Below are 26,974 nucleotides of genomic sequence, written 5' to 3' on the forward strand. Positions count from 1 at the left end.
TCGTTCCCCTGGGAGACGCAACCCGTCTTCGTGGACGCGAAGCCGCCGCACCTCCGCCGGATCGTGGCCGACTCCTCCGACCGCGTCGCCTGGCTGCGCGCCCGCTCGCGGGGTATCACCGCGACCGACGTCGCGCGCCTCTCCTCTCCCGCGGCGATCGACCGCGCCGCGCTCGACAAGCTCTACGGCTCGAGCTTCAGCGGCAACGCCTTCACCGACCACGGCCGCGCGCGCGAGCCGGAGATCGCCGCCTGGGTGCTCCGTGAGCACGCGATCGAGCCGAGCAGCACCCTCTTCCACGCGAGCCAGGAGCGCCGCCACCTGGCCACTCCCGACGGCATCGGCCTGCGCGAGGACGGCCGCCTCGAGCTCTGCGAGATCAAGACGACCTCCAAGCAGTGGCGCAGCATCCCGCGCCACTACCTGCGCCAGGTCTTCTGGCAGCAGTACGTGCTCGGCGCCGAGCGCACCCTCGTCGTCTGGGAGCAGCACCGCGACTTCGTGCCGATCGACGCCGTCCCCGAGTTCCGCTGGGTCGACCGCGACGAGGACGAGATCCACGTGCTGGTCCGCCTCGCCGGCATGCTGATGGCCGAGCTGCACGAGAGAACCCGCGCGGGCCGGAGATGACCGCCCTGCTCCTGCACGGCCTGGGCGGCGACCGCTCCCAGCCGCTCGGCCTCCTGCGCGCGGCGCTGCCGGCCGGCACCGAGGTCCTCGCGCCGGACGTCCGCGCCCACGGCTCCTCCGAGCTGATCGGCGGCGCCGCCGACTTCTCCCTCGACGCCCTGGCCGACGAGGTGACCGAGCAGGTGATCCGGGCCGGAGCCGCGCACAAGCCGCTCACCGTCCTCGGCATCTCGATGGGCGCCGCGATCGCCCTGCGCCTCGCCAGCCGGAAGGTCCTGCCGATCGACCGCGCGGTGTTCGTCCGCCCCGCCTTCACCGCGGAGCCGCTGCCGGACAACCTCTCGGTCTTCCCCGTCATCGCGCAGCTGCTGCACGACCACGGCGCCAAGCGCGGCGAGCGGCTCTTCCGCGCCTCCGGACTCTTCGAGCGCGCGGCCCAGGTGTCGCCCGCGTCGGCGGAGGCGCTCTGCCTGCAGTTCCGCTCGCCGCAGGCGCAGGAGCGGGCGGTCCGCCTGGCCGAGATCCCGCGCAACGCCGCCTACCGCGACTCCGCCGAACTCGGCGAGGTCATCGCGCGCACGCTCGTCATCGCCGCCGACCGCGACCCGGTGCACCCGGTCGCGGTCGCCGAGCAGTGGGCTAGGGCTCTTCCGGACGCAAACCTCGAGCGGGTCCCGTCGCGGGACGCCGGTCTGGCGCAGCAGCAGGAGCGGATCCGCGGCCACGTCCGGGAGTGGCTCGGCCGCTGATCTCCTCGCCCGCGAGCCCACCCTTGAACTCCTCGCCGGCGAGCCCACCCTTGAACTCCTCGCCAGCGAGGACGAGCCCGACGACGGCCAGCCACAGGACGGCGATCGCCGTCGCGACGAATTCGAGCGTCCCGCCGACGCCCAGCCAGAGTCGCAGCAGCGAGAAGATCGCACCGGTGCCGGCGACCAGGGCGACCGCGATGCCCGCGACCAGCGACAGCCGGGCGACCCCCGGCCGCTCCCGCGCCGTCGCGAGCTGCAGCATCGCCAGGCACGCCGCCGAGAAGCCGAGGACCGCGGCCGAGGTGTGGATCAGGTCCTGCCAGCTGAACCTCGGTCCGACCGGCAGCGGGCAGCCCGCCGTGCAGGTCACCTGCGACGCGAGCGCGAAGCAGAGGGCCGCGAGGAGGATCGCCAGCGCCGGCCGGAAGCCGGGCAGCAGCCGCGTCCGCACCGCTCGCGCCCCGACCGCGATGGCGACACCACCGGCCGCGACCAGCAGCAGCGCGATGCGGAACGTCCCCGCCGTCGGCAGGTCCGGGGCGCCCATCTCGCTGACGTAGACCCAGCGGCTCGTCCCGATGCTGAACCGCGCGGCCAGCAGCAGGGCGAGCCCCGCGAGGACCAGGAGCGCACCGACCACGAGAAGGGGGCCGTTCGCTCGTCGTCGCACCTCCTCATCGTGCCAGACCGCACCTGGAGCGCCACCCGGCAACGACCCGGGCACCCTTCCCTCCCGTACGGGGGACAGAGAGGCTTTCTTCTCCGAGGGGTGACACCGCCGAAACAGCCCGGACTCATTACCGGGCTTGACTGAACGCGGCGCGCGGAAGCGGGGCCGGTCGGGGCGGACAGCCTCCTGCCGCCTGCTCGAAGGACCACCGGCGTCGGATCAGGAAAGGGCGATGATGCACAACAGCGCGCTCGGCCACGGCCTCGCGATCGGCGACATCCCGGAGGAGGTGGTGCTCCCCGACACGATGACGGCGGCGGTCATCGACGCCCCGGGCGACTGCTCGGTCCTCCACCTGGCGACGGTGCCCACGCCGACCGCGATCAACGCCGAGTTCGCCGTGAAGGTGATCGCGGCGGGAGTGAACCCGCTCGACGCGAAGACGCGCGCGGGCCGCGGGGTCGCCGCGCAGATCCCCTCCTACCCGGCGGTGCTCGGCCACGACTTCTCCGGCATCGTCGTCTCGAGCCCCTACCCGGCGCACCCGCTGCGCCCCGGCGACGAGGTCTACGGCTTCGTGATGGTGCCGCGCTACTCCGGCTCCTACGCCGAGTACGTCACCGTCCCGAGCGTCTCGCTGGCCCGGAAGCCGTCGACGCTCTCGCACGTCGAGGCCGCGGGAGTCCCGCTCGCCGCGCTGACCGCCTGGGGCATGGTCGTCGAGCTGGCGAAGGCGCACGAGGGCCAGCGGATCCTCATCCACGCCGGCTCCGGAGGCGTCGGGCACTTCGCGGTGCAGTTCGCGGCCTACTTCGGCGCCTCGGTGATCGCGACCGGCTCGACCCGCAACCTGCAATGGCTGCGCGAGCTCGGGGCGGACCAGGTGATCGACCACACGACCGAGCGCTTCGACGAGCTGCTGCACGGCGTCGACGTGGTGATCGACCTCGTCGGCAACGTGCACGACAGCACCGGCTCCCGCTCGCTGACGGTGCTGCGCCCCGGCGGGCTGATCGTGAACGCCCCCACCGGCAGCTGGCCGGAGTTCTTCGAGGAGGCGGCGGCCGCGGGAGTCCGCGCCTCCACCTTCCGGGTCGCCCCCGACGGCGCGACCCTCGGCGTCGTCTCGCGCCTGCTGGAGTCCGGCGACGTCCGCGTCTTCATCGACGGCGTCTTCCCCCTCGCCGCCGCCGGCGCCGCGCACGCGCAGCTCGAGACCGGCCACACCCGCGGCAAGGTCGTCCTCACGGTCGCCGAGGGCTGACCCCTCCCCTCCCGCGAGATGCCACTTGTGCACGCGACACGCCGTGTCGGGCGTGCACAAGTGGCGTCTCGCGGCGGGGATCAGGGGGTCAGGGCAGCGGGCGCTCGAGGACGAAGTCCTCCTCGAAGCCGCCGCCGAGCGGGAAGCGCTTGGTGCCGACGACCTCGAAGCCGTGCTTGGCGTAGAAGCGCTGCGCGCGCTCGTTCAGCTGGCTGACGCCGAGCCAGACGCTCTGCGCACCTCCCGCACGCCCCTCGTCGAGGGCGGCGGCCATCAGGCGGGCCGCGACGCCGGACCCGTGCCGGTCGGGCAGCGTGTAGCACTTGTTGAGCTCGAGGGTCGGCCGGAGGCGCACGGCCGCGGCCGCATCGGCGTCGGCCGGCTCGCCCCGCACGAGCATCGTGTAGCCGAGCGCGCCGGAGTCGTCCTCCGCCAGGAACAGCACGCGACCCGGATCGGCGAGGTAGCCGCGGAACCGCTCGACCGAGAGCACGGTGCGGATGAAGTCCGCCTTCGCCTCCTCGGTGACGTGCGGAGGGCAGGCGAGCGGGAAGGTCGCGGCGGCGACCGCGGCGACCTCCTCGGCGTCGGCGGCCGAGGCTCGGCGGACGGTCACGGGGTCGGTGCTCGGGGGCAGGGAGTCGGACACGCCGTTCAGTATGCCCGGCGCGCGCGGCTCCCCCGGAACGACGAAGGAGGGGACCCGCCGAAGCGGATCCCCTCCCGTCACTGCGTGCGCAGCTCAGTACCGAGCCGAGGCTCAGGCCAGGATGTTGACGTCCAGCGGGATGCCGGGGCCGAAGGTCGTCGAGACGGCGGCCTTCTGGATGTAGCGGCCCTTCGAGGAGGACGGCTTCAGGCGGACGATCTCGTCGAGAGCCGTCTTGAAGTTCTCCTGGAGCTGCTCCTCCGTGAAGGCGGCCTTGCCGACGACGAGGTGCACGTTCGCGTGCTTGTCGACGCGGAACTCGATCTTTCCGCCCTTGATCTCGGTCACGGCGCGCGCCACGTCCGGGGTCACGGTGCCGGTCTTCGGGTTGGGCATGAGGCCGCGGGGGCCGAGCACCTTTCCGAGACGGCCGACCTGGCCCATGAGCTCCGGCGTCGAGACGGCGGAGTCGAACGAGGTGTAGCCGCCGGCGACCTTCTCGATGAGCTCGGCGCCGCCGACCTCGTCGGCGCCCGCGGCGATCGCGGCCTCAGCGGCCGGACCGGTCGCGAACACGATGACGCGGGCGGTCTTGCCCGTGCCGTGCGGCAGGATGACCGTGCCGCGGACCATCTGGTCGGCCTTGCGCGGGTCGACCCCGAGCTTGAGCGCGACCTCGACGGTGCTGTTGAACTTCGCGGAGCCGGTCTCGCGCGCGAGCGCGACGGCCTCGTCGGCGGTGTAGAACTTGCCCTCTTCGAGCTTGGCGGCGGCGGCCCGGTAGGCCTTCGACTTCTGTGCCATGTTGTTTCTCCTTGAAACGAGAATGTGGTTCTAGAGCCTGGCGGGCTCTCCCACGGTGTGAGTTCTGGAAAGGCGGAGGGACTAGCCCTCGACCGTGATGCCCATCGAGCGGGCCGTTCCGGCGATGATCTTCGAGGCGGCCTCGATGTCGTTCGCGTTCAGGTCGGCCTGCTTCGCCTCGGCGATCTCGCGGACCTGCGCCATGGTGAGCTTGGCGACCTTCACGGTGTGCGGGGTCGACGAGCCCTTGGCGACGCCGGCGGCCTTCTTGATGAGCTCCGCCGCGGGCGGGGTCTTCAGGATGAAGGTGAACGAGCGGTCCTCGTAGACGGTGATCTCGACGGGGATGACGTTGCCGCGCTGCGACTCGGTCTGCGCGTTGTACGCCTTGCAGAACTCCATGATGTTGACGCCGTGCTGACCGAGCGCCGGACCGATCGGGGGGGCCGGGTTCGCGGCGCCCGCCTTGATCTGGAGCTTGATCAGGCCGGTGACCTTCTTCTTGGGGGCCATTCAGGATTCCTTTTCTCAGGGTTCGAGTGGTCGGGGGCTCCCGGCCGCTCTCCCGCGCACCCGGCGGAGCCGGATCGCGGTGGAGGAGGGTCGGTCGGCGCGCACGCGGACGGGCACCGACACGAAAACCCGTACGAGCTTACACGGCGGAGGCCCTCCCCGACAGTGCGGGAAGGGCCTCGGCCGGACGGGGTCCGTCGTCAGAGCTTGGTGACCTGGTCGAACGACAGCTCGACCGGGGTCTCGCGCTCGAAGAGCGACACCAGCACCGTGAGCTTGCCGCTCTCGGGCTTGATCTCGCTGATCGAGCCGGGAAGACCCGCGAACGAGCCCTCCTTGATCGTGATGGTCTCGCCGATCTCGAAGTCGACCTCGGCGGGCAGGACGCGCTGCGTCTGCTTCTGGCCCTTGACGCCGGCCGTCTTGGACGGCGCGACCTCCTTGATCTCGACCAGGCTCTTCAGCATCGTGAAGGCCTCCTCGAAGCGCAGCGGCGTCGGGTTGTGGGCGTTGCCCACGAAGCCGGTGACGCCCGGGGTGTGGCGGACGACCGACCACGAGTCCTCGTTGAGGTCCATGCGCACCAGCACATAGCCGGGGATGCGCACGCGGGTGACCATCTTGCGCTGGCCGTTCTTGATCTCGACCACGTCCTCCATCGGGACCTGGACCTCGAAGATGTAGTCCTCGGCCTCGAGCGAGACCTTGCGGTTCTCGATGTTGGACTTCACGCGCTTCTCGAAGCCGGCGTAGGAGTGGATGACGTACCACTTGCCCATCTTGCCGCGCAGCTCGGCGCGGAACGCCTCGTACGGGTCGATGTCGGCGAGGTCCTCGCCCTCGGCCTCCGCGTCCTCCGCGGCGACCTCGGCCTCGTCCTCGACGGCCTCGAGGGCCGCTTCGGCCTCCTCGACGGTGTCGATGTGCGCGGCCTCGTCGACGGCCGAGTCGGCCTCGGGGTCGTCGACCGAGCCGATCGCGTCGAGCGCGGCCTCGAGGTCCGACGCGAGGTCGTCCTCGGACTCGTTCTCGTCGATGACGCTCAGCGCGCCCTCCTCGGCGGGCTCGACGGCGTCCTCAGCCTGGGCCTGGGTGTCGCCCTCCTGAACCTCGTCGACCTCGGACGACTGCTCGGCGGCGGTGGCCCAGTCGACGTCGTCGCGGTTTCTGTCAGACACTCGTAACTCTCTCTCGATCGATCGGCCGCGTCCCGACGGGGATCGCGTACCGCTGCCGTCGGCGTCCTCCGCTCGTGCGGACGGGACGCTCCCGGGTCGGGTGGCGGGGGTCAGGCCGCCGGTGTGCCGAACACGTAGGTCACGGCGAGCGCGAACACCCAGTCCAGCAGCGACACCAGCGCCATCATGATCACGACGAAGATCAGGACCACGACGACGTAGTTGCCGAGTTCCTTCCGCGTCGGAGTGACGACCTTCTTCAGCTCGGCGATGACCTGCCGGATGAAGAGGGCGATGCGCGCGAACGGACTGCGCCGCGCCTCGCGCTGCTGATTGGCGATCGCGACGACGTCCTCGCTCGGCTCGTCGACTGCTTTCCCGGCCACCTGCACGCACCTTTCCCGCACCGGAACCTCCGGTGTGGCCGACCGCCCGTGGGCGGTCCTGGACCGATGACCGCTGCATCGCGGGGACCGCGTGCGACGGGCATCGATGTGCAGGGCGGACAGGGCTCGAACCTGCAACCTGCGGTTTTGGAGACCGCTGCTCTACCAATTGAGCCACCGCCCTATGGATGCCGTTGCGAGCATCCGAGGAGGAAGCGAACCTCTCAGGGCCCGTCGCGACCCTCTCGGGCGCTCTGAATCCTGGCAGCGTTCGACTACCGCAGACGAGTGTACGTGGACCCGCTGGACGTGTCCAGCCGGGCGCGAGCCGTCGCCCGCCGCCCTCCGCGCCCGCGCGATACGCTGGCCGTCGTGTCCTCCACCACGCGCATCTCCGCCCGCATCGCCGCCATCGCCGAGTCCGCGACCCTCAAGGTCGACGCGAAGGCGAAGGCCCTCCAGGCCCAGGGGCGGCCCGTCATCTCCTACGCCGCCGGCGAGCCCGACTTCACGACGCCGCAGCACATCGTCGAGGCCGCGTCGGCCGCGGTGCTCGACCCGAGGAACTACCGGTACACCCCGGCGGCCGGCCTCCCCGACCTCCGCCAGGCGATCGCCGAGAAGACCGCGCGCGACTCCGGCTGGGCCGTCGAGGCGTCGCAGGTCGTCGTCACCAACGGCGGCAAGCAGGCCGTGTACCAGGCGTTCCAGACGCTGCTCGACGAGGGCGACGAGGTCCTCGTCCCCACCCCCTACTGGACCACGTACCCCGAGGCGATCAAGCTCGCCGGCGGCGTCCAGGTCGACGTCTTCGCCGGCGCGGACCAGGGCTACCTGGTCACCGTCGAGCAGCTGGAGGCGGCGCGCACCGACCGCACCAAGGTCCTCCTCTTCGTCTCCCCCTCCAACCCCACCGGCGCGGTCTACTCCGCCGAGCAGACCCGCGAGATCGGCGAGTGGGCCGAGGAGCACGGCCTCTGGATCATCGCCGACGAGATCTACCAGAACCTGGTCTACGCGGCCGAGGGCCAGGACGACGCGAGCCCGCTCACCCGCGCCACCTCGATCGTCGAGGCCGTCCCCGCGCTGCGCGACCGCACGATCCTGGTGAACGGCGTGGCCAAGACCTACGCGATGACGGGCTGGCGCGTGGGGTGGATGGTCGGCCCCGCCGACGCGATCAAGGGCGCCTCCAACCTGCAGTCGCACCTCTCCAGCAACGTCTCGAACATCTCGCAGCGCGCCGCGATCGCCGCCCTCACCGGCCCGCAGGAGCCGGCCGAGGAGATGCGCCTCGCCTTCGACCGTCGCCGCCGCACCATCGTCGACGCGCTGAACGCGATCGACGGCGTCGACTGCCCGACCCCCGGTGGCGCGTTCTACGTGTACCCGGACGTCCGCGGGCTGCTGAACCGCGAGTGGGACGGGGTCACCCCGACCACCTCGCTGGAGCTCGCCGACCTCATCCTCGACAAAGCCGAGGTCGCGACCGTCCCGGGTGAGGCCTTCGGGCCCAGCGGATACCTGCGCCTCTCCTACGCGCTCGGCGACGACGCCTTGCTTGAAGGCGCGAAGCGCCTTCAAGCGCTGTTTCGTTGAGCTGATCTCCTCCTACGTCGTCGATCAGCCGCGGTCGGCTTCTTGAGGTGGATGCGTTCGGTAGAGCGTCTCGCGTCCGCCCACGACGATTCGCTGGCACGCGAATCGCCGGTTGCGCTCGACCCTGCTGCTGCGCCGTCGGTGCTTCTGAGCTGAGCTCCTCCTTCGTCGTCGATCAGCCGCAGTCGGCTTGCGGAGACGGGCGCGTTCCGTAGAGCGTCCCGCGTCCGCGTACGACGATTCGCTGGCACGCGAATCGCCGGTGACGCTCGGCCCTGCTGCCGAGCTGAAGGGCGGGCTTCGCGAGATGCCATCTGTGAGGGGTGGCACGCCGGGTGGGGTGGGCGCAAGTGGTGTCTCGAGGGGGCGGATGACTGGGCTCGGGGGGGCGGGACAGGGCACGCTGGGGGGATGACGCCTGACGACGCCGTTCGAGTCCGCGATCTGAGGAAGGACTACGGGGGTGCGCCGGCGCTGAGCGGGGTGTCGTTCGAGATCGCCCGTGGGGAGACGTTCGCGCTGCTCGGTCCCAACGGGGCGGGCAAGTCGACGACGATCGAGATCCTCGAGGGGTACCGCGACCGCTCCGGTGGCGAGGCCTCGGTGCTGGGCGTGGATCCGCGGCACGGCGACCTGGCCTGGAAGTCGCGGCTCGGGATCGTGCTGCAGTCCAGCGGGGAGTCGGGCAACGCGACGGTCCGCGAGCAGATCGCGCACTTCGCGAGCCTCTACCCGAGCCCGCGCGACGTCGACGAGACGATCGAGGCGGTCGGGCTCACGGCCAAGGCGCGCTCGCGGATCGGCAAGCTCTCCGGCGGGCAGCGCCGGCGCGTCGACGTGGCACTGGGGATCGTCGGCCGCCCGGAGCTGGTGTTCCTCGACGAGCCGACGACGGGCTTCGACCCGGAGGCGCGGCACTCGTTCTGGGACCTCGTCACCCTCCTCAAGAGCGAGGGCACGACGATCCTCCTCACCACGCACTACCTCGACGAGGCCGCGCACCTCGCGGACCGGGCCGCGGTCATCGCGGGCGGGCGGCTCCTCGCGATCGGGCGGATGGGAGAGATCGGCGGCGAGGAGGCCCGCGTGCCGATCGTGCAGTGGCAGGAGGACGGCGCGCGGCGTCGGGTGCGCACGACGGAGCCGGCCCGCGTCGTCGCCGAGCTGAGCGCCCGTCTCGGCGAGCCGACGGCCCTGGAGGTCCTCCGGCCGAGCCTCGAGGACATCTACCTGGACCTGATCCGCGACGACCGCGCCGGCGACACCGCCCTCGACCCGATCGGAGAGCCGGCATGACCGCCGTCACCGCACCCCGGCCCGCGCTGCGCACCGGCGTCGGCCGCACCCTCCGGCTCGGCGCCTCCCGTGCCCGCTACGAGGTCCGCTCGTACTTCCGCGCGCCGGACCAGGTCTTCTTCACCTTCCTCTTCCCCGTGCTGCTGCTCGCCATCTTCTCGGTCGCGTTCGGCGACGGCGCGGTCATGCAGGCCGACCCGCAGGACCCGGGCATCAGCATGGCCGAGTACTACGTGCCGGGGCTCGCGGCGGCGGGCATCCTGCTCTCCGGGGTGCAGAACCTCGGCGTCGACATCGCGGTCGAGCGCGGCGACGGCACGCTCAAGCGCCTCGCCGGCGCTCCGCTGCCGGTGCTCAGCTACTTCCTGGGCAAGTTCGGCCAGGTGCTCGTGACGAGCGTCGCGCAGACGGCGCTGCTCCTCGCGGTCGCGGCGACCGCCTTCTCGGTGCCGCTGCCGACAGACGGCGGCCGCTGGGCGACCTTCGCCTGGGTCTATCTCGCCGGAGTCGCCACCTCGGCGATCCTCGGCATCGCGGTCTCCGCCCTCCCTCGCACCGGCAAGAGCGCGACCGCGGTGATCGTGCCGCCGCTGCTCGTGCTGCAGTTCGTCTCGGGGTCGTACCTCTCCTTCACGACGCTGCCGGACTGGCTGCAGACCATCGCGAGCGTCTTCCCGCTCAAGTGGATCGCGCAGGGCATGCGCGCGGTCTTCCTGCCGGCCGACTTCGAGCAGGCCGAGGTGAACGGCTCGTGGGACCTGACCGGGGTCGCGATCGCGCTCGGCATCTGGCTGGTGCTGGGCCTGATCGCGAGCCGGCTCACCTTCCGCTGGATCCGCCGCGACGCTTGACGCCCACCATGCTGGTCGAGGAGCCCCGCAGGGGCGTATCGAGACCCACCGTCGACAGCAGGGCGGGTCTGCAGACCTGCGTCCTGACGCGGACGGATCTCGATACGCCCGCTCCGCGGGCTACTCGATCACCATGAACTGACCGCATGCCTGGGGGCGCAATCATGCTGGTCCGAGCGCAATCATGCTGGTCGAGTAGCCCCGCAGGGGCGTATCGAGACCCGGCGACGTCAGCAGGACGGTTCTGCAGAGACGCCCGCTCCGCGGGCTGCTCGGTCAGCAGGGAGGCGCGCGCCGCGCGGTCCGTGGCGCGTCGCGTCAGACGGTGGTGCCGACGACCACGGGCTCCGGGTGCAGCAGGACGCCGAACTCGGCGAGCACGCGGCCCTGCACGTAGCGGGCGAGCTCGGCGATCTGCTCGGCGGTCGCTCCGCCGCGGTTGGTGAGCGCGAGGGTGTGCTTGCTCGAGACCGCGGCGCGCGAGCCCGGGAGCGCGAAGCCGCGGGCGATCCCCGCGTGCTCGATGAGCCAGGCGGCGCTGAGCTTGACGAGCGCGTCGGGCGCCGTCGGCGCGGGCAGCCGGATCGGCGCCCCCGCCTCGACCTCGGCGAGGGACGTCACCAGCGGAGCCTCGCTCGCGGGCGTCTCGGGCCAGCGCGGGGCGGTCGGCGGCAGGCCGCTCGCGGCCGCGACGGTGACGATCGGGTTGGTGAAGAAGGAGCCGGCGCTGGCGGTGTCCGGATCCTCCGGATCGAGCACCATCCCCTTCGCGCCGCGCAGGCGCAGCACGCTCGCGCGCACCTCGGCGAGCGGCACGCGGTCGCCCAGCTCGACGCCGAGCGCACTGGCGAGCTGGCCGTAGGCGACGGGGGCGCCGAGGCCCGCGCCGCCGACGTCCTCGAGCGCGAACTCGACGGCGAGGACGGCCCCGCGCCGCCCCTGCTTGACGGCGGACGTCCGGTAGCCCAGCTCGAGCTCCGCCGCCGTCAGCCGCACGGGCTCGTCCGCGCCCTCGTCGAGGAAGTCGACCGCGACGAGGGTGTCGGAGAGCTCCTGACCGTAGGCGCCGATGTTCTGGACCGGTGAGGCTCCGACCGTCCCGGGGATGCCGCTGAGCGCCTCGAGCCCCGCCCAGCCGCGCTCGACCGTGGTCGCGACGAGACCGTCCCACGACTCGCCCGCCTGCACGCGGAGCTGCACCGCGCCGACCCGGTCGGACTCGAGCCGCTCGATCCCGGTCGTGCGCACGCGCACCACCGTCCCCTCGACGTCGTCGTCGCCGACGAGGAGGTTGGACCCGCCGCCCAGCAGCAGCCAGGGCTCGTCGCCGGCCCACACCTCGCGCAGCGTCGCGATCAGCTCGGCCTCGGTGGCCGGCTCGAGCAGGCGCTCGGGGACACCCCCGACGCGCAGCGTGGTGAGGGTGGAGAGGGCGGGAACGGTCATCGGTGCGGGATCAGGCCAGCGAGACGCGAGCCTGGGCCTTGCCGAGCACGGCCTGCCCGCCGAAGGTCACAGCGAGGTCGATGCGCGCGATCCCGCCCTCGACGTCGAGCGCCCCGACCTTCGCGACGACGTCGAGCTCGGCGCCGTCCTTCGGATCGACGACGACCGGCCGCGTGAAGCGGACCTGGTAGTCGACCACGCGGCCGGGGTCGCCGACCCAGTCGACGACGACCTGGACGGCGGTGCCCATCGTGAGCATGCCGTGCGCGAGCACGCCGGGCAGCCCGACCTCGGCGGCGACGTCGTCGCGGTAGTGGATCGGGTTGAAGTCGCCCGAGGCGCCGGCGTAGCGCACGAGCGAGCCGCGCTCGAGGTGGAAGCGCCGCTCGCCGACGACGTCGCCGACGGTGAGCTCGGACAGGACGGGGCGCTCGGCGCTCATTCGTCTCCCCTGACGACGAGGGTGGACACGGCGGTGACGACGTGGGCGCCGTCGGCGTCGACCATGGTCGACTGCGTGGTGATCATCGAGTGCGCGCCGAGCTGCTTGATGCTCGCGACCGAGAGGGTCGCGGTCAGCTCGTCGCCCGCGACGATGGGGCGCGAGTAGCTGAAGCGCTGGTCGCCGTGGACGACGCGGCTGAAGTCGATCCCGGCGTCGGGCGCGGCGAGCAGCTGCTGGAGGGTGAACTCCTGCAGCACGACGGCGAAGGTCGGCGGAGCGACGACGTCGCGGTAGCCCGCGCGGCGCGCCGCCTCGGGATCGAGGTGGAGGGGGGACTCCGCGAAGACGGCGCGCGCGAACTCGCGCACCTTCTCGCGGCCCACCTGATAGGGCTCCGTCGGCGCGAACACGCGCCCGGTGAGGTCGGGGTTCACTGGCACCCGGCCATCTTAGGCGCTGGTCTCGCGGGCCCCTGCGGGCCCGTCCCCCCTCGATGAGGGTCATGCACGTATGACCATCGGCAATTACCCACGCGCGTATGGGTGACCCGGAGCGATTCTTCTCCGAAGCTGGCGAGCATGTCCACACCTGACCCCGAACGCGACTGGATGACCTACGCCCGCGAGCTCGGCACCAACCTCCACCGAGCCCGCATGGCCAAGGGCGAGAGCCAGGAGCGCATCGCCCACGCGGCGGGACTGGCGGGCTACACCTACCAGAAGTTCGAGAAGGGCGAGTCGAAGCCGGGCTCGCCCGCGAACCCGCAGCTGAAGACGCTCTTCGCGCTCTGCGAGGCCCTCGACATCGAGCTGTCGGACCTCCTGCCGCCGAACCCGCCCCGCTCATCGGGCGGCACCGGGGCCCAGTAGCCCCAGCGCCTCCTCGACGCCGCGAGCGAGCCGCGCCGCGGCGCTGAGATCGAGGTCGATCGCGCCGAGGCCGTCGGACTCGAGCCGCAGCCGCTCCTCGCCCCGGCCGCCCGGCCGGCACAGCGAGACGTGCACCACGGCGGCGACGGGATCCGCCGCCGCCCCCGCCTCGCACCAGAGCACCAGCGGGATCGAGCGCGCCCGCGAGCGGTGCAGCCGCTCCTCCGCGCGCTCGATCTCGTCGTGCTCGCCCGCGCACCAGCGGGGGCACCCGTCGTCGTCTCGCCTGTCCTGTCGTCCATCCATGTTCCGCACCAATCGTTCGAGGCGCACAGCACACCAGGCGGCACCGACATCGAGGCCGGCCCCCCGACCGGATCCCCGGAGGGTGTGGACAGGAACCCGGCACCTCCCCCCTGTGGAGGAATGCTGTCACTGTGCCATACGGGGATGGCGGTGCCGCGGAGCGCGTCAGCGGTGCACGATCAGCCAGGTCGCGACCGCCGTCGTGGAGCCGCGATTGACCATCCGGTGGCCCCGCTCGCACGGGAACGTGATCGCATCCCCCACCGAGAGGACCACCGTCTCGTCCTCGAACTCGACGGTGAGCTCGCCCTGCGTGACGGTCCCGATCTCGACGCCGTCGTGCCGGAGGAACCGGCGGTGCGCGGTCGAGGTCGCCCCCGGCGGATAGGTCGACTCGAAGAAGTCGACGGCGTCGACGGGCCGGGGCGCCAGCCGGCGGAAGAGCACGCCGCCCTCGAGCTCGACCGGAGCGACCTCCCCCGCGCGCACCACGGCCGTCGCCGGCACCGGGGCCTCGCCGTCGGCCGGCGGAACCGCTGCCGGAGCGGATGCGCCGGCCGCGGTCGCGTCGAAGACCGCGGAGAGCGGGACGCCGAGGGCGCCGACCATCGCGATGAGGCGACCGACCGACGGCTGCATCGCCCCGCGCTCGATCTGCGAGACCGCGCTGGCCGAGATGCCCAGCTCGCGGGCGAGCGCGCGCAGCGACATCCCCGACGCGAGACGCAGCTCGCGCAGGCGCGCGCCGACGCCTTCGCGGTCCGTCTCCAGGAGCGTGCCCGCGACGTCCGGAGCCCCGTCGGAGGCGGGATCCGAGGCGGTCTCGTCGGTCGGCATGCGGGGCGTCGTCCTCTCCTCGGTGATCGTCACACAGCTGTAACGGGCTCGAAACGAACCTCGGCGCGCGGAGCCCTAGGTTCTCCCGTGTGAAGTCATCACTTCACACGATCCGAACGCCCACCGCTCGCGCGGAGGCGGCCGATCGCCACGGCCGACCGCCTCGACCACCCTGACACATCCGCTCCGTGCGCCGACCCGCGCACCCGCCCGAGAGGTGGATCCACCATGACCGACCGCGCCACCGCACCCCGCATCGAACCCTCGCCCGCACCGGCGACCACCGGCCTCGCCGGCCCCTCGCTCGTCAAGCCGGGCTACGACGACCGCCTCGCCAACGAGGACCTCGCCCCGCTCGTCAAGCAGCGCTGGTCGAGCTACAACATCTTCGCGTTCTGGATGTCCGACGTGCACAGCGTCGGCGGCTACGTCACCGCCGGCTCGCTCTTCGCGCTCGGTCTGGCCGGCTGGCAGGTTCTGGTGGCCCTCGTGGTCGGCATCGTGATCGTGCAGGTCTTCTGCAACCTCGTCGCGAAGCCCAGCCAGGTGACCGGCGTGCCCTATCCGGTGATCAACCGCGCGATCTTCGGCGTCCGGGGGGCCAACATCCCCGCGATCATCCGCGGCCTGATCGCCATCGCCTGGTACGGCGTGCAGACCTACCTCGCCGCGCAGTCGCTCAACATCGTGTTCCTCAAGTTCTTCCCGGCGATGGCCTCCTGGAACACCCCCGAGGCCTCCTTCCTCGGCCTCTCCGCCCTCGGCTACCTCTCCTACTCGATCCTCTGGGTCGCCCAGGCCGCGCTGTTCTGGCGCGGCATGGAGTCGATCCGCCGCTTCATCGACTGGGCCGGCCCGGCCGTCTACGTCGTGATGCTCGTGCTCGCGATCTACCTCGTCTCGCAGGCCGGCTGGGAGAACATCTCGCTGAACCTCGGCTCGGGCGCGCCCCTCGACCTCGGAGCCTCGATCCCGGTGATGATCTCGGCCGTCGCGCTGGTCGTCTCCTACTTCTCCGGCCCGATGCTCAACTTCGGCGACTTCTCCCGCTACGCCCGCAGCTACCGCGCCGTGAAGAAGGGCAACCTCCTCGGCCTGCCGATCAACTTCCTCTTCTTCTCGCTGCTCACCGTGATCACCGCCTCCGCGACGGTCCCCGTCTTCGGCGAGCTGATCACCGACCCGATCGAGACCGTCGAGCGGATCGACACCTGGTTCGCCGTGCTGCTCGGCGGGCTCACCTTCGTCATCGCGACGATCGGCATCAACATCGTCGCCAACTTCATCTCCCCCGCGTTCGACTTCTCCAACGTCAACCCGAAGAAGATCAGCTGGCGGATGGGCGGCATGATCGCCGCCGTCGGCTCGGTGCTGCTCACCCCGTGGAACTGGTACTCGAACGACACCGCGATCCACTACACGCTCGGCATCCTCGGCGCCCTGATCGGCCCGCTGTTCGGCGTCCTGATCGCCGGCTACTACCTGGTCAGCCGTCAGCGCGTCTGGGTCGACGACCTCTACACGATGAGCGAGAAGGGCCGCTACTGGTTCTCCCGCGGCTTCAATCCGAACGCCGTCTGGGCCACCGTGATCGGCGGCCTCCCCTCCGTCCTCTCGGTGCTCGTGCCGCGCTGGATCGAGGAGGCGGGCGGCCCGTCCTTCACCTGGCTCGGCGACTACAGCTGGTTCCTCGGCTGCGGCCTCGGCTTCGTCGCGATGGCCGTCCTGGAACGCCGGTCCCCGCGGATCGGCCGCCTCGAGGAGGACCTCGCGAACGTCAGCGACGGCAGCACGGTCTGACCCGCGCGCTCGCCCCACCCGCCCCACCCGGGCGGCCGCCTCGCCATCCACTCCACCCTCCAAAAGTTGCGGTAGTCGCGCGTGACTACCGCAACTTTTGAGGAGTGACCGGTGGCGTGGCGGCCGCTCTCCCCCCGTCCCACCCCCCAGCATCCCGAGGAGCGCCGTGCGCATCACCGTCGTCAACCCGAACACCAGCGAGCGGATGACGGAGGCGATCGGCCGCGCGGCGCGGTCCGTCGCCTCCGTCGGCACCGAGATCGTCGCGGTCACCCCGCCGATGGGGCCGGCCTCGATCGAGAGCCACTACGACGAGGCGCTCGCCGTCCCGGGACTGCTGCACGAGATCGTCCGCGGCGACGCGGCGGGCAGCGACGGCTACGTCGTCGCCTGCTTCGGCGACCCGGGGATCGACGCGGCCCGCGAGATCGCCCGCGGGCCGGTGATCGGGATCGCCGAGGCCGCGATGCACATGGCGTCCCTGGTCGGCCGGCGGTTCAGCGTCGTCACCACGCTCTCGCGGACCAGCGGACGGGCCTGGGACATCGCGCACCGCGCCGGGTTCGACCGGGCCTGCGCGGGGGTGCACGCCTGCGACATCCCGGTGCTCGAGCTCGACGACCCGGACTCCGATGCGCGCCGGGTGATCCTCGAGGAGTGCGCCGCCGCCCTCGCGACCGACGACTCCGACGTGATCGTGCTGGGCTGCGCGGGGATGGCCGACCTCTGCCGTGACCTCTCGCGCGAGCTCGGGGTCCCGGTGATCGACGGGGTCGCCGCCGCCGTCCGGCTCGTCGAGGGCCTCGTCGCGATGGGCGTCACGACCTCGCGCCGCGACGAGTTCGCGGCGCCGCGCCCGAAGGAGATGACGGGGCTGCTCGCCCCGTTCGAGCTCGCCTGAGACAGGCGCACGACGCCGAACGCACGAAGGGCCCGGGAGCAGACGCTCCCGGGCCCTTCGTCTGCAGCGGCTAGGACTGCTGCGCGCTCCGGCGACGACGCGCCGCGACGAGCGACACGAGGCCGAGGGCCAGCAGCGCGGCTGCACCGGAGGCGGCACCCGCCGTCTCGACACCGGTGGCGGCGAGGTGCCGGCCGCCGGTCGCGGTCGCGGTCGACGCCGCGGCAGCGGTCACGACGATCGGCTCCCGCTGATCGTCGGCGATGTTCACGCTCGGATCGAAGACCTGGAAGAGGGAGCCGTACTCGCCGTCCACCGCGGCCGAGACCAGGACGACGACGAAGTAGCGGCCGGGCGCGAACGAGCCGCGCACCGTCGCGCCGTCGAAGGTGGCGTCGCTCTGCAGCGGACCGAGCTCGACACCCTCCTGCTCGTCGTCGTTGTTGAACTTCTTGACCAGGACGCGCAGGGTGACCTCGTCGAAGCAGTCGGGCAGCGCGAACGCGCCGACCGTGACGGCGATGCTGCCCACTCCGCCGACGGCGTCGACCGTGAACGGCTCGTTCGCCTGGGAGCGGTCGAGGCCGTCCGCGCAGGAGTCGAAGGCGCTCAGCACGCGGAGGGTCTGGCGCAGGATCTCGCTGCGGAAGAGCTCGACGCCGTCGTCCACTCCGGAGGTCAGGACCGAGACGGTCCAGTCGGCCGAGTACGGCAGAGCGACGTCGATGGTGCGGGCCGGCAGGCCCTCGGCGGGGACCTGCTCGACGATGTCCAGTGCGACACCGATGCCGTTGTCCTGGGTCACGAAGTAGCCGATGTTCGCCTCGTCGTAGCGGCCGGTGCTCGCTCGGGGCGGGACCGACAGCGTGATCGTCCCGGGGCCGGAGGCGACCGAGATGCCGCCGTCGAAGGCCACGGCGTCGGGAGCGGTCGTCGGCTCGGGCGCGGGCGTCGGGGACGTCGTCGGCACGACAGTGGGCGTCGCGGTCGGCGTGGGCGTCGCGGTCGGCGTCGCGGTCGCGGTGCCCGTCGGCTCGGGGCTCGCGGTCGGAGCCGCCGACGGGGTCGCGGTCGCGACGGGGGTAGCGGTCGCCGTCGCCGTCGGCGCCGGCGTGCCGGTCGACGCGGCGGCGGCCGGGGCGATCAGACCGGCGGCGAGGCCGACGGCGAGGGTGAGGCACGCGAGACGCGAGCGCGAGCGGAGAGAGGTCCCCCGGAGAGACATGGATGTGTTCCTTCTCGAGAATGTGGAAGCGGGATCGGCGCCACTGCCGCCCCCGTAGCGCCTGGCTGATGTCTATCAGCGGCCTGAGCGTCCGCACATCCACCGTGGCGCGGCGTTCTGCATCGATCGCGTAACGGCGCTTCTGCGAGGATCGAGCCATGGCGATCCTCCGCGACCTGGCCCTCGGCGCACAGCTCTTCGGCAGGGGGTTCGGCACCTGGGTCCGCTCGCCCCGGGCCATGCTCCTCGGCGCGATCCCGCCCCTGGTCGTCGGCCTCGTCTTCGTCGGAGTCCTGGTGCTCGTGCTGACCCGGATCGACGGCGTCGTCCTCGCGCTGACGCCGTTCGCGGACGGCTGGGACGAGGCCTGGGCGGGCACCGTCCGCCTGCTGCTGTCGATCGCCGCGGTCGGTGCGATCGTCGCGCTCGGCGTCGTCCTCTTCGCCGCCGTGACGCTCCTGGTCGGTGATCCGTTCTACGAGCGGATCTGGCGCGGCGTCGAGAACGAGCTCGGCGGGGTGCCGGACGAGCACGAGTCGGGGTTCTGGAGCGGACTCGGCCGCTCGCTCCGGGACTCCGCGGCGCTGGTGGCCACTTCGCTGGGGATCGGCGTCGTGCTGGTGCTGCTCGGGATCATCCCGGTCGTCGGGCAGGTGATCGGGCTGATCGCCGGCGCGCTCGTCGGCGGCCGGGCGCTGGCGCTCGAGCTGACCGGGTTCGCCGGGGACGCGCGGGGCCTCGCCCTCCGCGACCGCCGCCGCCTCCTCGGCGAGCGCCGGGCGGTCTCCCTCGGCTTCGGCATCGCCGTCTACCTGGCCTTCCTGATCCCCGGCGGTGCGGTCGTCGCCACCCCGGCGGCGACGGCCGGGGCGACCCTCCTGCTCCGGACCCTCCGCGGCGAGTCGACGGAGCGGATCGACCCCGCAGCCGACGCCGCGACCGTCTGATCGGGTGGCCGCCCGAGCGGCCGCTCCCCTAGACTTCCCCCGTGCGCACGTCGACCCTCCGCCCCTGGTGGCCCGCCTCCTAGGCAGGCCGACGCGCAGACTCCTCTCGCACTCGACCGCCTCGTCCGGGCGGTCGTTCTGCATGTCGGGGCCCGGGTGAGGGACACCCCGACCCAAGGACCACGATGACCTCGCTCCTCTCCCGCATCCTCGCCTCCGATGGATCGCTGCCGTTCGCGGTCGTCCTCCGACAGGGGCGGACGGACGTCGACGTCTTCACGGGCGACGTCGTCGACGTCGAGGGCCTCGCCGACATCCCGCTCGACGGCGCCGACGTGCTGACCCTCGTGCCCTACCGGCAGGTGCGCGAGCGCGGCTTCGCGGCGAAGGACGACGGCGCCCCGCTGCGGAACCTGGTGGTGCGCGAGCGCGAGAGCGTGCCGCTGGCCGAGGTGCTGCGGCTGCTGCCCGAGCGCGAGATCCCGGTCGAGGAGCGCGGCTTCGACGTGCCCGACGAGGAGTACGCGGAGATCGTCCGCCGGGTGATCGACGACGAGATCGGCCGCGGCGAGGGCGCGAACTTCGTGATCAACCGCGCGTTCGTCGCGCACACGGACGCGCCCGCGGTCGAGGCGGTGCTGGCCTGGTTCCGCCGGCTGCTGACCGACGAGTCGGGCGCCTACTGGACCTTCGCCATTCACACCCCCGGCGCCGACGGCTCGCCGGCCGTCACCGCCGTGGGCGCGACGCCCGAGCGCCACGTCTCGGTCCGCGACGGCGTGGCGATGATGAATCCGATCAGCGGCACCTTCCGCCATCCCGCGGCCGGCCCGACCGGCGCCGAGGTGCTGGCCTTCCTCGCCGACGTCAAGGAGAGCGAGGAGCTCTTCATGGTGGTCGACGAGGAGATGAAGATGATGAGCGCGGTCTGCCCGAACGGCGGCCGGATCCTCGGCCCGTTCCTCAAGCAGATGTCGCGGCTCAGCCACACGGAGTACCTGCTCGAGGGGCGCACCGACCTCGACGTCCGCGAGGTGCTGCGGCTGACGATGTTCGCGCCGACCGTCACCGGCTCGCCGATGGAGAACGCCTGCGCCGTGATCGCCGAGTACGAGAAGGAGCCGCGCGGCTACTACTCCGGTGTCCTCGCGCTGTTCGAGCCGGAGGAGCACGGCTACACGGTCGACGCGCCGATCCTGATCCGCACCGCGTACCTCCGCGAGGACGGCCGCCTCACCGTCCCGGCCGGAGCGACGCTGGTGCGCCACTCGACACCGGAGGGCGAGGTCGCCGAGACCCGCGCGAAGGCCTCCGGGGTGCTCTCCGCCCTGGGGCTGCTCCCCCACCGCGACATCCCGCCGGCGATCGACCTCAACGCGCAGCCCGGAGTGCAGGAGGCGCTCGAGGCGCGCAACGAGCGGCTCGCCTCGTTCTGGCTGCGGCCGCAGGCGCCGGAGCACATCGAGGGGCTCGCCGGGCACACGGCGCTCATCGTCGACAACGAGGACCAGTTCACGACGATGCTCGCGCACCAGCTGCGCCACCTCGGCATGGACGCCCGGGTCGAGCGCTGGTCGAGCGTCGAGGACGTGCTGAGCGACGACCTCGTGGTGTTCGGGCCCGGCCCCGGCGACCCGCGGGACGACTCCGAGCCGCGGATCGCCCGGCTGCGGGCGCTGATGACCGAGCGGCTCGCCTCGGAGCGGCCGATGCTGGCCGTCTGCCTCAGCCACCAGATGCTCTCGCTGCTCGCCGGGCTGCCGGTCGAGCCGCTGCCCGCGCCCCGGCAGGGCGTGCGGCTGGCGGTCGACGTGTTCGGCGAGGACGCGGCGATCGGCTTCTACAACACCTTCTCCTCGGTGGCGGGCGCGGAGGTGTCGAGCACCCCGCTGCTCGACCTCGAGATCTCGCGCGACCCCGCCACCGGGATCGTGGACGCGCTGCGCGGGGAGGGAGTCGCCTCCGTGCAGGGGCATCTCGAGTCGGTGCTGTCCTCCGACGGCCTGCGCACGCTCGAGCGACTGGTCCGCACCGCGACGTCGCAGCCGGCGCGCGCGTGAGCGACGCCCGGCTGATCGCGTCGCCGTCCTACTCGGCCGAGCTGCGGGAGGCGGTGGCCGCGAGCGTCCGGGCGGCGGCGGAGGCGGCGCGCGGCTGGTACGGCCGGGGCGACAAGCTCGCCGCCGACGCGGCCTCGGTCGCGGCGATGCGCGCGGTGCTGGCCGAGGCGCCGTTCGCCGGCGTCGTCGTGATCGGCGAGGGCGAGAAGGACGACGCGCCGATGCTCGCGAACGGCGAGCGGCTCGGCCGGGCGGACTCCCCCTCCTGCGACGTCGCGGTCGACCCGCTCGACGGCACGCGGCTGACGGCGGAGGGGATCCCCGGATCGGTCTGCGTGATCGCACTCGCCCCGCGCGGCACGATGCTGGACCCGCGCGACGTCTTCTACATGGACAAGCTGGTCTGCTCCGGCGCGGGGGCGGGAGTCGTCGGGCTGGACCTGCCGCCCGCCGAGAACGCGCGACGGCTGGCGGAGGCCCTGGGCAAGCCGGTCTCCGAGCTCGTGGTCGCCGTGCTCGACAAGCCGCGGCACGCCGGGCTGATCGCGGCTCTGCGGGAGGCCGGCGTGGCGCTGTCGCTGCGCGGCGAGGGCGACGTGTCGGTCGCGATCGAGGCGGCCGACCCCTCCGGCTCCGTCGACCTGGTGCTCGGCATCGGCGGCACCCCCGAGGGCGTCGTCGCCGCCTGCGCCGTCCGAGCCCTCGGCGGCGTGATGGAGGGCCGCCTCGCCCCGCAGACCGACCTCGAGCGCGCGAACGCCCTGGCCGCCGGCCACGACCTCACCCGCCTGCTGACCCTCGTCGACCTCGTCTCCTCCCCCGACGTCCTCTTCGCCGGCTGCGCGGTCTGACTCCGCCGCGAGATGCCACTTGTGCACGCCTTTCACGGCGTGTCGCGTGCACAAGTGGCATCTCGCGGAGGGGATCAGGGGTGCGGGGATCAGGGGGCGGCGGTGCCGTGGCGCCAGTAGCCGATGAAGGTGATGGCGCGCTTGTCGACGGCGCGGTCGGACACGAGGTGGCGGCGGGCGCCGGTGGCGAGGGAGGACTCGCCGACGGCGAAGACGGAGGGGCGGCCCGCGGGCAGGGTCGCGTCGCGCAGGACGGCGAGCGCGTGCTCGCCGGGGCGGGCGTGCGCGTCGGCACGGGGCAGCCAGTGCACGGTGACGGCGTCGGAGGCGACGACGGGCTGGCGGTCCGCCTCGGAGGGCAGCTCGAGGAAGACGTGCGCGGGCCGGTCCTCGGGGAGCGAGGCGAGGATGCCCGCGACCGCCGGCAGTCCCGTCTCGTCGGCGACGAGCAGGCACCAGTCGGAGCCGTCGGCCCGGCGGTAGCCGAGCCCCTGGTCGAGGATGCCGACCCGGTCGCCGACCGCGGCGGTGAGGGCGAACGTCACAGCGGGCCCCGCCTCCCCCGGCTCGCCGTGCACGACGAAGTCGACGTCGATCTCGGGCCCGCCGTCGGCGCCCTCGGCCCGGTAGCGGCGGACGGTGTAGTTGCGGACGACCGGCCGCTGCGCCTTCGGCATCGCGAGGTACTGCGCGTACCAGAGCGCGCTCGAGCGGGTCGGCAGCCGCAGCGCCTCCTGCCCGGGTCGCGGCAGGAAGAGGCGGAACCACTGGTCGTGCCCGAGCGGGTGCAGCAGCGCCACCCCGGGCCCCCCGAAGGTGACCCGCTGCATCCCCGGCGTCACCCGCGCGGTGCGGACCACCTCGACGGTGACGACCTGCGGATCGGTGGGGCGGGTCGGGGCGTGCGAGCGGGCCATGCGGAGCCTCCGGGCTGCGGGCGGACGCACCGCCAGGTTTGGTGAGGCTTACCTTACCGAGCCGCCTCTCGACCGTCGAGGAGCGCGCCGACGACGAGCTCCGCGAGATGCCACTTGTGCACGCCTTTCACGGCGTGTCGCGTGCACAAGTGGCATCTCGCGGAGGGGAGCAGCCGTCAGGACATCGAGATGGTGCGGCCGTCGATCCGGAGGACGCCGTCGCACTCGGCGAGGAAGTCCGCCTCGCCGTGCATCGCGAGGAGAACGGTGACGCCCTGGGCCACCCGCTCGCGGAGGAGGTCCTTGACGACCGCGACGCTCTCGGTGTCGAGCGCGGTGAACGGCTCGTCGAGGAGGAGCACCTCCGGGTCCTCCATCAGAGCCTGCGCGAGGGACAGCTTCTGCTTCATCCCCGAGGAGAAGGTGCGGACCGCTGAGCGCCCCGTGCTCTGCAGACGTACCGAGGCGAGCGTCGCGCGGATCTCCTCGATCCCGATGCGCCTGCGGATCGCGGCCAGTCGCAGGAGGTTCTGCTCGGCGGAGAGGCCTGCGATGTAGGCGGGGCCGTCGATCGTGATCCCGAAGCCGTCCGGGAACGTCCGCCCTTCCGGCGAGATCGACGGGTCGACGCTGATGCTGCCCGAGTCCGGCCTGAGGAAGCCGCAGAGCAGCCGCAGCAGGACCGACTTCCCGGAGCCGTTCGGACCGAGGAGAGCGTAGAGCCCGCCTCGACGCAGCTCGAACGTCACGTCGCTGTAGAGCGGATTCCCGCGGATGCTCTTCGACACACCCTCGACTGTGATGGCGCTCGTCATGAGCGACCTCCTTCTGTTCTGCGATGCCTCTCGACCAGTCGAGACGCGATGACTGCTGCGACGAGGACGATGCAGGCGCTCCCCAGCGCCAGCGCCGTCCCCTGAAGGACGCTCGGCCAGCCCTCCGCACTCCTCCACAGACCCGCGATGCCGAGCGGGTTGCCCTCGAGGAGCTCGCTCGGCAGGAAGGCCAGCCCGGCCGAGAAGGCGGCGGGGAGAGCACCCGATCCGGCGAGCGGCGCGAAGGCGGAGGAGGCGACCGCGACCAGTGTCAACTGCAGCGTTCCGTTGACCAGGAGCTGGTAGCCCACCACCGGGTCGGCGAAAGACGCGAGCTCGCCGGGGGCGCCCCGCAGGAGCGCCTCGGCACCGGCCAGAGCGCCGACGAGCGCGCTCACTCCGAGTGCACGGGCGAGGAGCCCTGCGCCGAGTCGCCGATTCCGAGCGCCGCTCGATCCGAACCGGATCAGCTCGCAGCGGAGGATCGGGCGTCGGGGATCGAGCTCGCTGAGCTGCCAGGTCAGCGCGAAGCCGGTGACGACGAGGACGGAGAACAGAGTGGGTGCGAGAGCGCCCACCGGGCCTGCGAAGAGAGGACCGAGGACGCTCCCCTCGACCTCGGGTGTCGGATTCCCCTCCGAGACCGACTGGAGCCCCGTCGGTCCGAGCGCGACCGTGCCGATGAGGAGGACGTACACCGCCCATCCCACGCCCCACGACCGCGCCGCTCCGGACAGCCGGCGATCCTGCGCCCGCACGGCGCCGAGAAGGACGGCCCCGATCGAGAGGAGGACGACGAACGCGGCCAGCACGCCGAACGGCCGCTCGAGGTGGAGCGAGGAACTGGAGAGGAACGCCGAGCTGACCGCGGAGTCCCTCGGGAGTCCCCCCGCCGCCGAGACGGCGAGCCAGCCGAGCAGCACCGTCGCCACCGCCCCGACGAGGACACCCCCGCCCGTGAGCACCCAGCAGGCGGAGAGGAGGGACCCGATCGTCGCGAGGAAGAGCAGGAGGAGCGGGAGCTGGAGCAGCACGCCGAGAAGCCGGGGCAGCGCGACTTCCGCGAGCAGTGCGCTCACCGATCCGGGCACGCGTGCGACGTCGTTCGCCAGCCCGAGCGAGCACACCCAGCACGTCGTGAGCACACCGAACAGGACGACCGCGGCGCTCGCCGCATCGCTGCGCAGGAGGACGAGGAGCACGCTCCTGAGCGATCCGGCCCGGATGCACACCGCCTCCGGAGGGAGGGACCTCGACGCCAGGAAGAAGGCGATGCACCACGGCGCTCCCAGTCCGTAGCAGACGAAGAGCGGGTCGTTCACGACTTCGACCGCCACGTCGACGAATCCGAACGAGGAACCCGACGCAGCCCAGAGCATCCGCTGGTGGATCGAGTACGCGGCGGCAGCAGCGAGAGCCCAGCCGGAGAGCAGCAGGCGGACGCGGCGGGAGAGCGACGCGATCATGTCAGCGCCGGGAGTCGCTGGGCCCTGCCGAGGATCCGCCGGGCGGCGAGAACCGTCGCCGCTCCAGCGACTGTGAGCGGCAGGACCATGATGCCGACCGGCGCCTGATCGAGACCGAACGGGAAGGCTCCGTACAGGAATCCGAGAAGCGGACGGTCGAACAGGGCGACGGCCATCGTCTCGACGAAGAAGAGCGCTGCGGGCAGCACCATCGCCGGTCCCGTGCTCTTCAGCACGAACAGGGCGAGCACCCCCGCCACCGCCGCGATCGCGCCCCAGGCACCCAGCACCGAGGAGTAGCCGAGCAGGTACACCGGCCAGCCGAAGGCGAGCAGCTGCGAGTAGTTCACGCGCTCCAGGGCGTTCCGTGCCACCTCGTCCGGTGCGAGTCCGTACACGACCGGATCGACGAAGGGCGAACCCAGCTCCGGCCAGATCCCGAAGGCGATCAGGCCGGGAAGGAGTGCGGCGACGAAGCCGAGCACGAACCCTCCGAGGGCGACACTGATCACCCTGATCGTCAGGTAGGACCGGAGATCCGTCCGCGCGCGGACGAGGACGACGAACCTGTTCCTGATCTCGGCAGCGGTGCCGCTGCAGCAAGCCGTCGTGATGAAGACGGGGAAGAGGATGATCATCGGGGAGATCATGAACTGCGAGTAGACGTCGAGCTCATCGCGGTAGGCACCGCCGCCCACCTCCGCCAGCCCGAGAGCCGTCGGACCGACGACGAGGATCGCACCGAGGAGCGCCTGCGGCCAGCGCAGCGACGACCGCAGATCGGTGAGGACCAGCGCGAAGCGCGAGGGCACGGTCGTGTCGATGGTCGGGCTCCGGCTCTACCAGGCCTGCCACTGACCCCGCATGTGCACCTGATAGACGGTGAAGGGGGTCGTTCGAAGCGCGGACGTGAGAGTCTCGGTACCCGCCGCATAGCTGTTCGGGAGCCCGTGGACGGTGTTGTCGTCGGCGATCGAGAAGATCTTCGTGCCCTTGTCGCAGTTGACGAGCGCCTGGCACATCTGCGCGTCCATCTTGTAGTCGCCACCGATCTCCCGGAGCTGAATGGTGCCGTTGCGGTTCGACTCGTACTTCGTCTGGTACGTGGTCGACGTCGGCGACTGGAACCCGCCGGCGTTCTTGTCGAAGCTGTCGGCGAAGACGTTCGCCTGCGCCGTCGCCGCCATCCCGACGCTCAGCAGGACTGCTCCTGTGATGGAGGCGATTCGTGTCGATCTCTTCATGGCCGTCCCTCGATCCGTCGGTCGAGCCGAGCGCTGCGACCACATCTATATGATCACGAAGCGAGGAAGTATCACATACCCCTCTTCGGGGCACGAGGGTGTGACCGCTTCGGTTCCTGCTGCACTCCATCCCCGCGAGATGCCACTTGTGCACGCCTTTCACGGCGTGTCGGGTGCACAAGTGGCATCTCGCGGGAGGAGTGCGGCGGGGACGACGAAGGCCCCGGCTCGACGTGCGAACCGGGGCCTTCTC

Annotated in this window: 29 protein-coding genes and 1 tRNA gene; 12 read left to right on the forward strand and 18 right to left on the reverse strand. The window is 72.0% G+C overall.

Features of this window, described 5'->3' with window-relative positions:
* Positions 1-30 precede the first annotated feature (30 nt).
* Together HQQ86_RS10065 and HQQ86_RS10070 are read left to right on the forward strand one after the other, a co-directional pair.
* A complete protein-coding gene (locus HQQ86_RS10065; protein ID WP_173288760.1) occupies positions 31-630 on the forward strand; it encodes a YqaJ viral recombinase family protein in 600 nt (199 codons plus the stop codon).
* On the forward strand, positions 627-1,379 hold the full coding sequence (locus HQQ86_RS10070; protein ID WP_173287967.1) for an alpha/beta fold hydrolase: 753 nt from the start codon (positions 627-629) through the stop codon (positions 1,377-1,379). Before HQQ86_RS10065 ends, HQQ86_RS10070 begins: the two co-directional genes overlap by 4 nt.
* On the opposite strand, the gene HQQ86_RS10075 is transcribed toward HQQ86_RS10070, so the two are convergent.
* Entirely contained in the window at positions 1,270-2,052 is a 783-nt protein-coding gene (locus HQQ86_RS10075) for a DUF998 domain-containing protein (RefSeq protein WP_173287968.1), read from the reverse strand. The two genes, HQQ86_RS10070 and HQQ86_RS10075, sit on opposite strands and share 110 nt — an antisense overlap.
* A 307-nt stretch (positions 2,053-2,359) precedes the next feature.
* Between HQQ86_RS10075 and HQQ86_RS10080 the strand changes: the two genes are divergently transcribed.
* Positions 2,360-3,316, forward strand: a complete 957-nt coding sequence (locus HQQ86_RS10080; protein ID WP_173288761.1) for an NADP-dependent oxidoreductase — start codon at positions 2,360-2,362, stop codon at positions 3,314-3,316.
* A gap of 88 nt (positions 3,317-3,404) precedes the next feature.
* On the opposite strand, the gene HQQ86_RS10085 is transcribed toward HQQ86_RS10080, so the two are convergent.
* The 6 genes from HQQ86_RS10085 to HQQ86_RS10110 all read right to left on the reverse strand — a co-directional run bounded on the left by HQQ86_RS10085 (position 3,405) and on the right by HQQ86_RS10110 (position 7,030).
* Positions 3,405-3,965: a GNAT family N-acetyltransferase gene (locus tag HQQ86_RS10085; RefSeq protein ID WP_367948613.1), complete on the reverse strand. Its 561-nt coding sequence runs from the start codon at positions 3,963-3,965 to the stop codon at positions 3,405-3,407.
* 111 nt (positions 3,966-4,076) lie between these two features.
* Entirely contained in the window at positions 4,077-4,769 is a 693-nt protein-coding gene (gene rplA, locus HQQ86_RS10090; protein ID WP_173287969.1) for a 50S ribosomal protein L1, read from the reverse strand.
* Between the two features lie 81 nt (positions 4,770-4,850).
* Complete coding sequence (gene rplK, locus HQQ86_RS10095; RefSeq protein ID WP_123737387.1) at positions 4,851-5,282, reverse strand: 50S ribosomal protein L11; 432 nt, start codon at positions 5,280-5,282, stop codon at positions 4,851-4,853.
* 200 nt (positions 5,283-5,482) lie between these two features.
* Entirely contained in the window at positions 5,483-6,460 is a 978-nt protein-coding gene (gene nusG / locus HQQ86_RS22025; protein WP_173287970.1) for a transcription termination/antitermination protein NusG, read from the reverse strand.
* Positions 6,461-6,570: 110 nt separating this feature from the next.
* Positions 6,571-6,846 (reverse strand): preprotein translocase subunit SecE, encoded by a 276-nt coding sequence (gene secE / locus HQQ86_RS10105; RefSeq protein WP_160090618.1) that lies wholly within the window; start codon positions 6,844-6,846, stop codon positions 6,571-6,573.
* 111 nt (positions 6,847-6,957) lie between these two features.
* A tRNA-Trp gene (locus tag HQQ86_RS10110) sits at positions 6,958-7,030 on the reverse strand.
* A 188-nt stretch (positions 7,031-7,218) separates the two neighbouring features.
* On the opposite strand from HQQ86_RS10110, the gene HQQ86_RS10115 reads away from it, so the two are divergent.
* From HQQ86_RS10115 to HQQ86_RS10125, 3 genes are all read left to right on the forward strand, one after another.
* Complete coding sequence (locus tag HQQ86_RS10115; RefSeq protein WP_173287971.1) at positions 7,219-8,445, forward strand: pyridoxal phosphate-dependent aminotransferase; 1,227 nt, start codon at positions 7,219-7,221, stop codon at positions 8,443-8,445.
* Between the two features lie 411 nt (positions 8,446-8,856).
* Positions 8,857-9,741: an ABC transporter ATP-binding protein gene (locus HQQ86_RS10120; protein WP_173287972.1), complete on the forward strand. Its 885-nt coding sequence runs from the start codon at positions 8,857-8,859 to the stop codon at positions 9,739-9,741.
* On the forward strand, positions 9,738-10,592 hold the full coding sequence (locus tag HQQ86_RS10125; RefSeq protein WP_173287973.1) for an ABC transporter permease: 855 nt from the start codon (positions 9,738-9,740) through the stop codon (positions 10,590-10,592). The genes HQQ86_RS10120 and HQQ86_RS10125 overlap by 4 nt, the downstream gene beginning before the upstream one ends.
* Positions 10,593-10,910: 318 nt before the next feature.
* On the opposite strand, the gene HQQ86_RS10130 is transcribed toward HQQ86_RS10125, so the two are convergent.
* Genes HQQ86_RS10130 through HQQ86_RS10140 form a run of 3 tightly spaced genes read right to left on the reverse strand, consistent with a single transcriptional unit; the run spans position 10,911 to position 12,923 of the window.
* Entirely contained in the window at positions 10,911-12,038 is a 1,128-nt protein-coding gene (locus tag HQQ86_RS10130; protein ID WP_173287974.1) for a UDP-N-acetylmuramate dehydrogenase, read from the reverse strand.
* A gap of 10 nt (positions 12,039-12,048) precedes the next feature.
* Positions 12,049-12,480 carry a MaoC family dehydratase gene (locus tag HQQ86_RS10135; protein ID WP_173287975.1) on the reverse strand — a complete coding sequence of 144 codons (432 nt, stop codon included), beginning with the start codon at positions 12,478-12,480 and terminating at the stop codon, positions 12,049-12,051.
* Complete coding sequence (locus HQQ86_RS10140) at positions 12,477-12,923, reverse strand: MaoC family dehydratase N-terminal domain-containing protein (protein ID WP_173287976.1); 447 nt, start codon at positions 12,921-12,923, stop codon at positions 12,477-12,479. Before HQQ86_RS10140 ends, HQQ86_RS10135 begins: the two co-directional genes overlap by 4 nt.
* Before the next feature lie 138 nt (positions 12,924-13,061).
* On the opposite strand from HQQ86_RS10140, the gene HQQ86_RS10145 reads away from it, so the two are divergent.
* Complete coding sequence (locus HQQ86_RS10145; RefSeq protein ID WP_160090625.1) at positions 13,062-13,352, forward strand: helix-turn-helix domain-containing protein; 291 nt, start codon at positions 13,062-13,064, stop codon at positions 13,350-13,352.
* Here HQQ86_RS10145 and HQQ86_RS10150 read toward each other — a convergent pair.
* Together HQQ86_RS10150 and HQQ86_RS10155 are read right to left on the reverse strand one after the other, a co-directional pair.
* Positions 13,326-13,658, reverse strand: a complete 333-nt coding sequence (locus tag HQQ86_RS10150; RefSeq protein WP_173287977.1) for a hypothetical protein — start codon at positions 13,656-13,658, stop codon at positions 13,326-13,328. The two genes, HQQ86_RS10145 and HQQ86_RS10150, sit on opposite strands and share 27 nt — an antisense overlap.
* A gap of 165 nt (positions 13,659-13,823) precedes the next feature.
* On the reverse strand, positions 13,824-14,495 hold the full coding sequence (locus HQQ86_RS10155) for a helix-turn-helix domain-containing protein (protein WP_173287978.1): 672 nt from the start codon (positions 14,493-14,495) through the stop codon (positions 13,824-13,826).
* Positions 14,496-14,723: 228 nt separating this feature from the next.
* Here HQQ86_RS10155 and HQQ86_RS10160 point away from each other — a divergent pair, with 228 nt between their 5' ends.
* Both HQQ86_RS10160 and HQQ86_RS10165 read left to right on the forward strand, forming a co-directional pair.
* Positions 14,724-16,295, forward strand: coding sequence for an NCS1 family nucleobase:cation symporter-1 (locus HQQ86_RS10160; RefSeq protein ID WP_173287979.1), 1,572 nt, complete (start codon positions 14,724-14,726; stop codon positions 16,293-16,295).
* A gap of 166 nt (positions 16,296-16,461) precedes the next feature.
* The gene (locus tag HQQ86_RS10165) at positions 16,462-17,196 is read left to right on the forward strand and encodes an aspartate/glutamate racemase family protein (protein ID WP_173287980.1); all 735 of its coding nucleotides are present in this window, start codon (positions 16,462-16,464) and stop codon (positions 17,194-17,196) included.
* 70 nt (positions 17,197-17,266) lie between these two features.
* Here HQQ86_RS10165 and HQQ86_RS10170 read toward each other — a convergent pair whose 3' ends face one another.
* Positions 17,267-18,421 carry a hypothetical protein gene (locus HQQ86_RS10170; protein ID WP_173287562.1) on the reverse strand — a complete coding sequence of 385 codons (1,155 nt, stop codon included), beginning with the start codon at positions 18,419-18,421 and terminating at the stop codon, positions 17,267-17,269.
* 158 nt (positions 18,422-18,579) lie between these two features.
* Between HQQ86_RS10170 and HQQ86_RS10175 the strand changes: the two genes are divergently transcribed.
* The 3 genes from HQQ86_RS10175 to HQQ86_RS10185 all read left to right on the forward strand — a co-directional run bounded on the left by HQQ86_RS10175 (position 18,580) and on the right by HQQ86_RS10185 (position 22,279).
* Positions 18,580-19,368, forward strand: a complete 789-nt coding sequence (locus tag HQQ86_RS10175) for an EI24 domain-containing protein (RefSeq protein ID WP_173287981.1) — start codon at positions 18,580-18,582, stop codon at positions 19,366-19,368.
* A gap of 185 nt (positions 19,369-19,553) precedes the next feature.
* Complete coding sequence (locus HQQ86_RS10180) at positions 19,554-21,428, forward strand: anthranilate synthase family protein (protein WP_173287982.1); 1,875 nt, start codon at positions 19,554-19,556, stop codon at positions 21,426-21,428.
* Positions 21,425-22,279, forward strand: coding sequence for a fructose-bisphosphatase class II (locus tag HQQ86_RS10185; protein WP_173287983.1), 855 nt, complete (start codon positions 21,425-21,427; stop codon positions 22,277-22,279). Before HQQ86_RS10180 ends, HQQ86_RS10185 begins: the two co-directional genes overlap by 4 nt.
* Positions 22,280-22,368: 89 nt before the next feature.
* Here the strand turns inward: HQQ86_RS10185 and HQQ86_RS10190 are convergent, their stop codons facing one another.
* The 5 genes from HQQ86_RS10190 to HQQ86_RS10210 all read right to left on the reverse strand — a co-directional run bounded on the left by HQQ86_RS10190 (position 22,369) and on the right by HQQ86_RS10210 (position 26,721).
* Positions 22,369-23,196 (reverse strand): siderophore-interacting protein, encoded by an 828-nt coding sequence (locus HQQ86_RS10190; protein ID WP_173287984.1) that lies wholly within the window; start codon positions 23,194-23,196, stop codon positions 22,369-22,371.
* A gap of 176 nt (positions 23,197-23,372) precedes the next feature.
* Positions 23,373-24,011, reverse strand: coding sequence for an ATP-binding cassette domain-containing protein (locus tag HQQ86_RS10195; RefSeq protein WP_173287985.1), 639 nt, complete (start codon positions 24,009-24,011; stop codon positions 23,373-23,375).
* Positions 24,008-25,477, reverse strand: coding sequence for a hypothetical protein (locus HQQ86_RS10200; RefSeq protein WP_173287986.1), 1,470 nt, complete (start codon positions 25,475-25,477; stop codon positions 24,008-24,010). The genes HQQ86_RS10195 and HQQ86_RS10200 overlap by 4 nt, the downstream gene beginning before the upstream one ends.
* Entirely contained in the window at positions 25,474-26,289 is an 816-nt protein-coding gene (locus HQQ86_RS10205; protein ID WP_173287987.1) for a hypothetical protein, read from the reverse strand. Before HQQ86_RS10205 ends, HQQ86_RS10200 begins: the two co-directional genes overlap by 4 nt.
* Positions 26,290-26,316: 27 nt before the next feature.
* Positions 26,317-26,721 carry a hypothetical protein gene (locus HQQ86_RS10210; protein WP_173287988.1) on the reverse strand — a complete coding sequence of 135 codons (405 nt, stop codon included), beginning with the start codon at positions 26,719-26,721 and terminating at the stop codon, positions 26,317-26,319.
* Positions 26,722-26,974: the final 253 nt, after the last annotated feature.

The sequence above is a fragment of the Rathayibacter sp. VKM Ac-2857 genome, from assembly GCF_013205025.1.
GTDB lineage: Bacteria > Actinomycetota > Actinomycetes > Actinomycetales > Microbacteriaceae > Rathayibacter.

Bases quoted from the DNA above. Each gene is read 5' to 3' on its own strand.
- HQQ86_RS10155 (WP_173287978.1), bottom strand. From the start codon at position 14,495: ATGCCGACCGACGAGACCGCCTCGGATCCCGCCTCCGACGGGGCTCCG.
- HQQ86_RS10125 (WP_173287973.1), top strand. From the start codon at position 9,738: ATGACCGCCGTCACCGCACCCCGGCCCGCGCTGCGCACCGGCGTCGGC.
- HQQ86_RS10120 (WP_173287972.1), top strand. From the start codon at position 8,857: ATGACGCCTGACGACGCCGTTCGAGTCCGCGATCTGAGGAAGGACTAC.
- HQQ86_RS10160 (WP_173287979.1), top strand. From the start codon at position 14,724: ATGACCGACCGCGCCACCGCACCCCGCATCGAACCCTCGCCCGCACCG.
- HQQ86_RS10190 (WP_173287984.1), bottom strand. From the start codon at position 23,196: ATGGCCCGCTCGCACGCCCCGACCCGCCCCACCGATCCGCAGGTCGTC.
- rplK (WP_123737387.1), bottom strand. From the start codon at position 5,282: ATGGCCCCCAAGAAGAAGGTCACCGGCCTGATCAAGCTCCAGATCAAG.
- HQQ86_RS10170 (WP_173287562.1), bottom strand. From the start codon at position 18,421: ATGTCTCTCCGGGGGACCTCTCTCCGCTCGCGCTCGCGTCTCGCGTGC.
- HQQ86_RS10210 (WP_173287988.1), bottom strand. From the start codon at position 26,721: ATGAAGAGATCGACACGAATCGCCTCCATCACAGGAGCAGTCCTGCTG.
- HQQ86_RS10195 (WP_173287985.1), bottom strand. From the start codon at position 24,011: ATGACGAGCGCCATCACAGTCGAGGGTGTGTCGAAGAGCATCCGCGGG.
- HQQ86_RS10130 (WP_173287974.1), bottom strand. From the start codon at position 12,038: ATGACCGTTCCCGCCCTCTCCACCCTCACCACGCTGCGCGTCGGGGGT.
- HQQ86_RS10200 (WP_173287986.1), bottom strand. From the start codon at position 25,477: ATGATCGCGTCGCTCTCCCGCCGCGTCCGCCTGCTGCTCTCCGGCTGG.
- HQQ86_RS10070 (WP_173287967.1), top strand. From the start codon at position 627: ATGACCGCCCTGCTCCTGCACGGCCTGGGCGGCGACCGCTCCCAGCCG.
- HQQ86_RS10150 (WP_173287977.1), bottom strand. From the start codon at position 13,658: ATGGATGGACGACAGGACAGGCGAGACGACGACGGGTGCCCCCGCTGG.
- HQQ86_RS10145 (WP_160090625.1), top strand. From the start codon at position 13,062: ATGTCCACACCTGACCCCGAACGCGACTGGATGACCTACGCCCGCGAG.
- HQQ86_RS10135 (WP_173287975.1), bottom strand. From the start codon at position 12,480: ATGAGCGCCGAGCGCCCCGTCCTGTCCGAGCTCACCGTCGGCGACGTC.
- HQQ86_RS10180 (WP_173287982.1), top strand. From the start codon at position 19,554: ATGACCTCGCTCCTCTCCCGCATCCTCGCCTCCGATGGATCGCTGCCG.
- rplA (WP_173287969.1), bottom strand. From the start codon at position 4,769: ATGGCACAGAAGTCGAAGGCCTACCGGGCCGCCGCCGCCAAGCTCGAA.
- HQQ86_RS10175 (WP_173287981.1), top strand. From the start codon at position 18,580: ATGGCGATCCTCCGCGACCTGGCCCTCGGCGCACAGCTCTTCGGCAGG.
- HQQ86_RS10080 (WP_173288761.1), top strand. From the start codon at position 2,360: ATGACGGCGGCGGTCATCGACGCCCCGGGCGACTGCTCGGTCCTCCAC.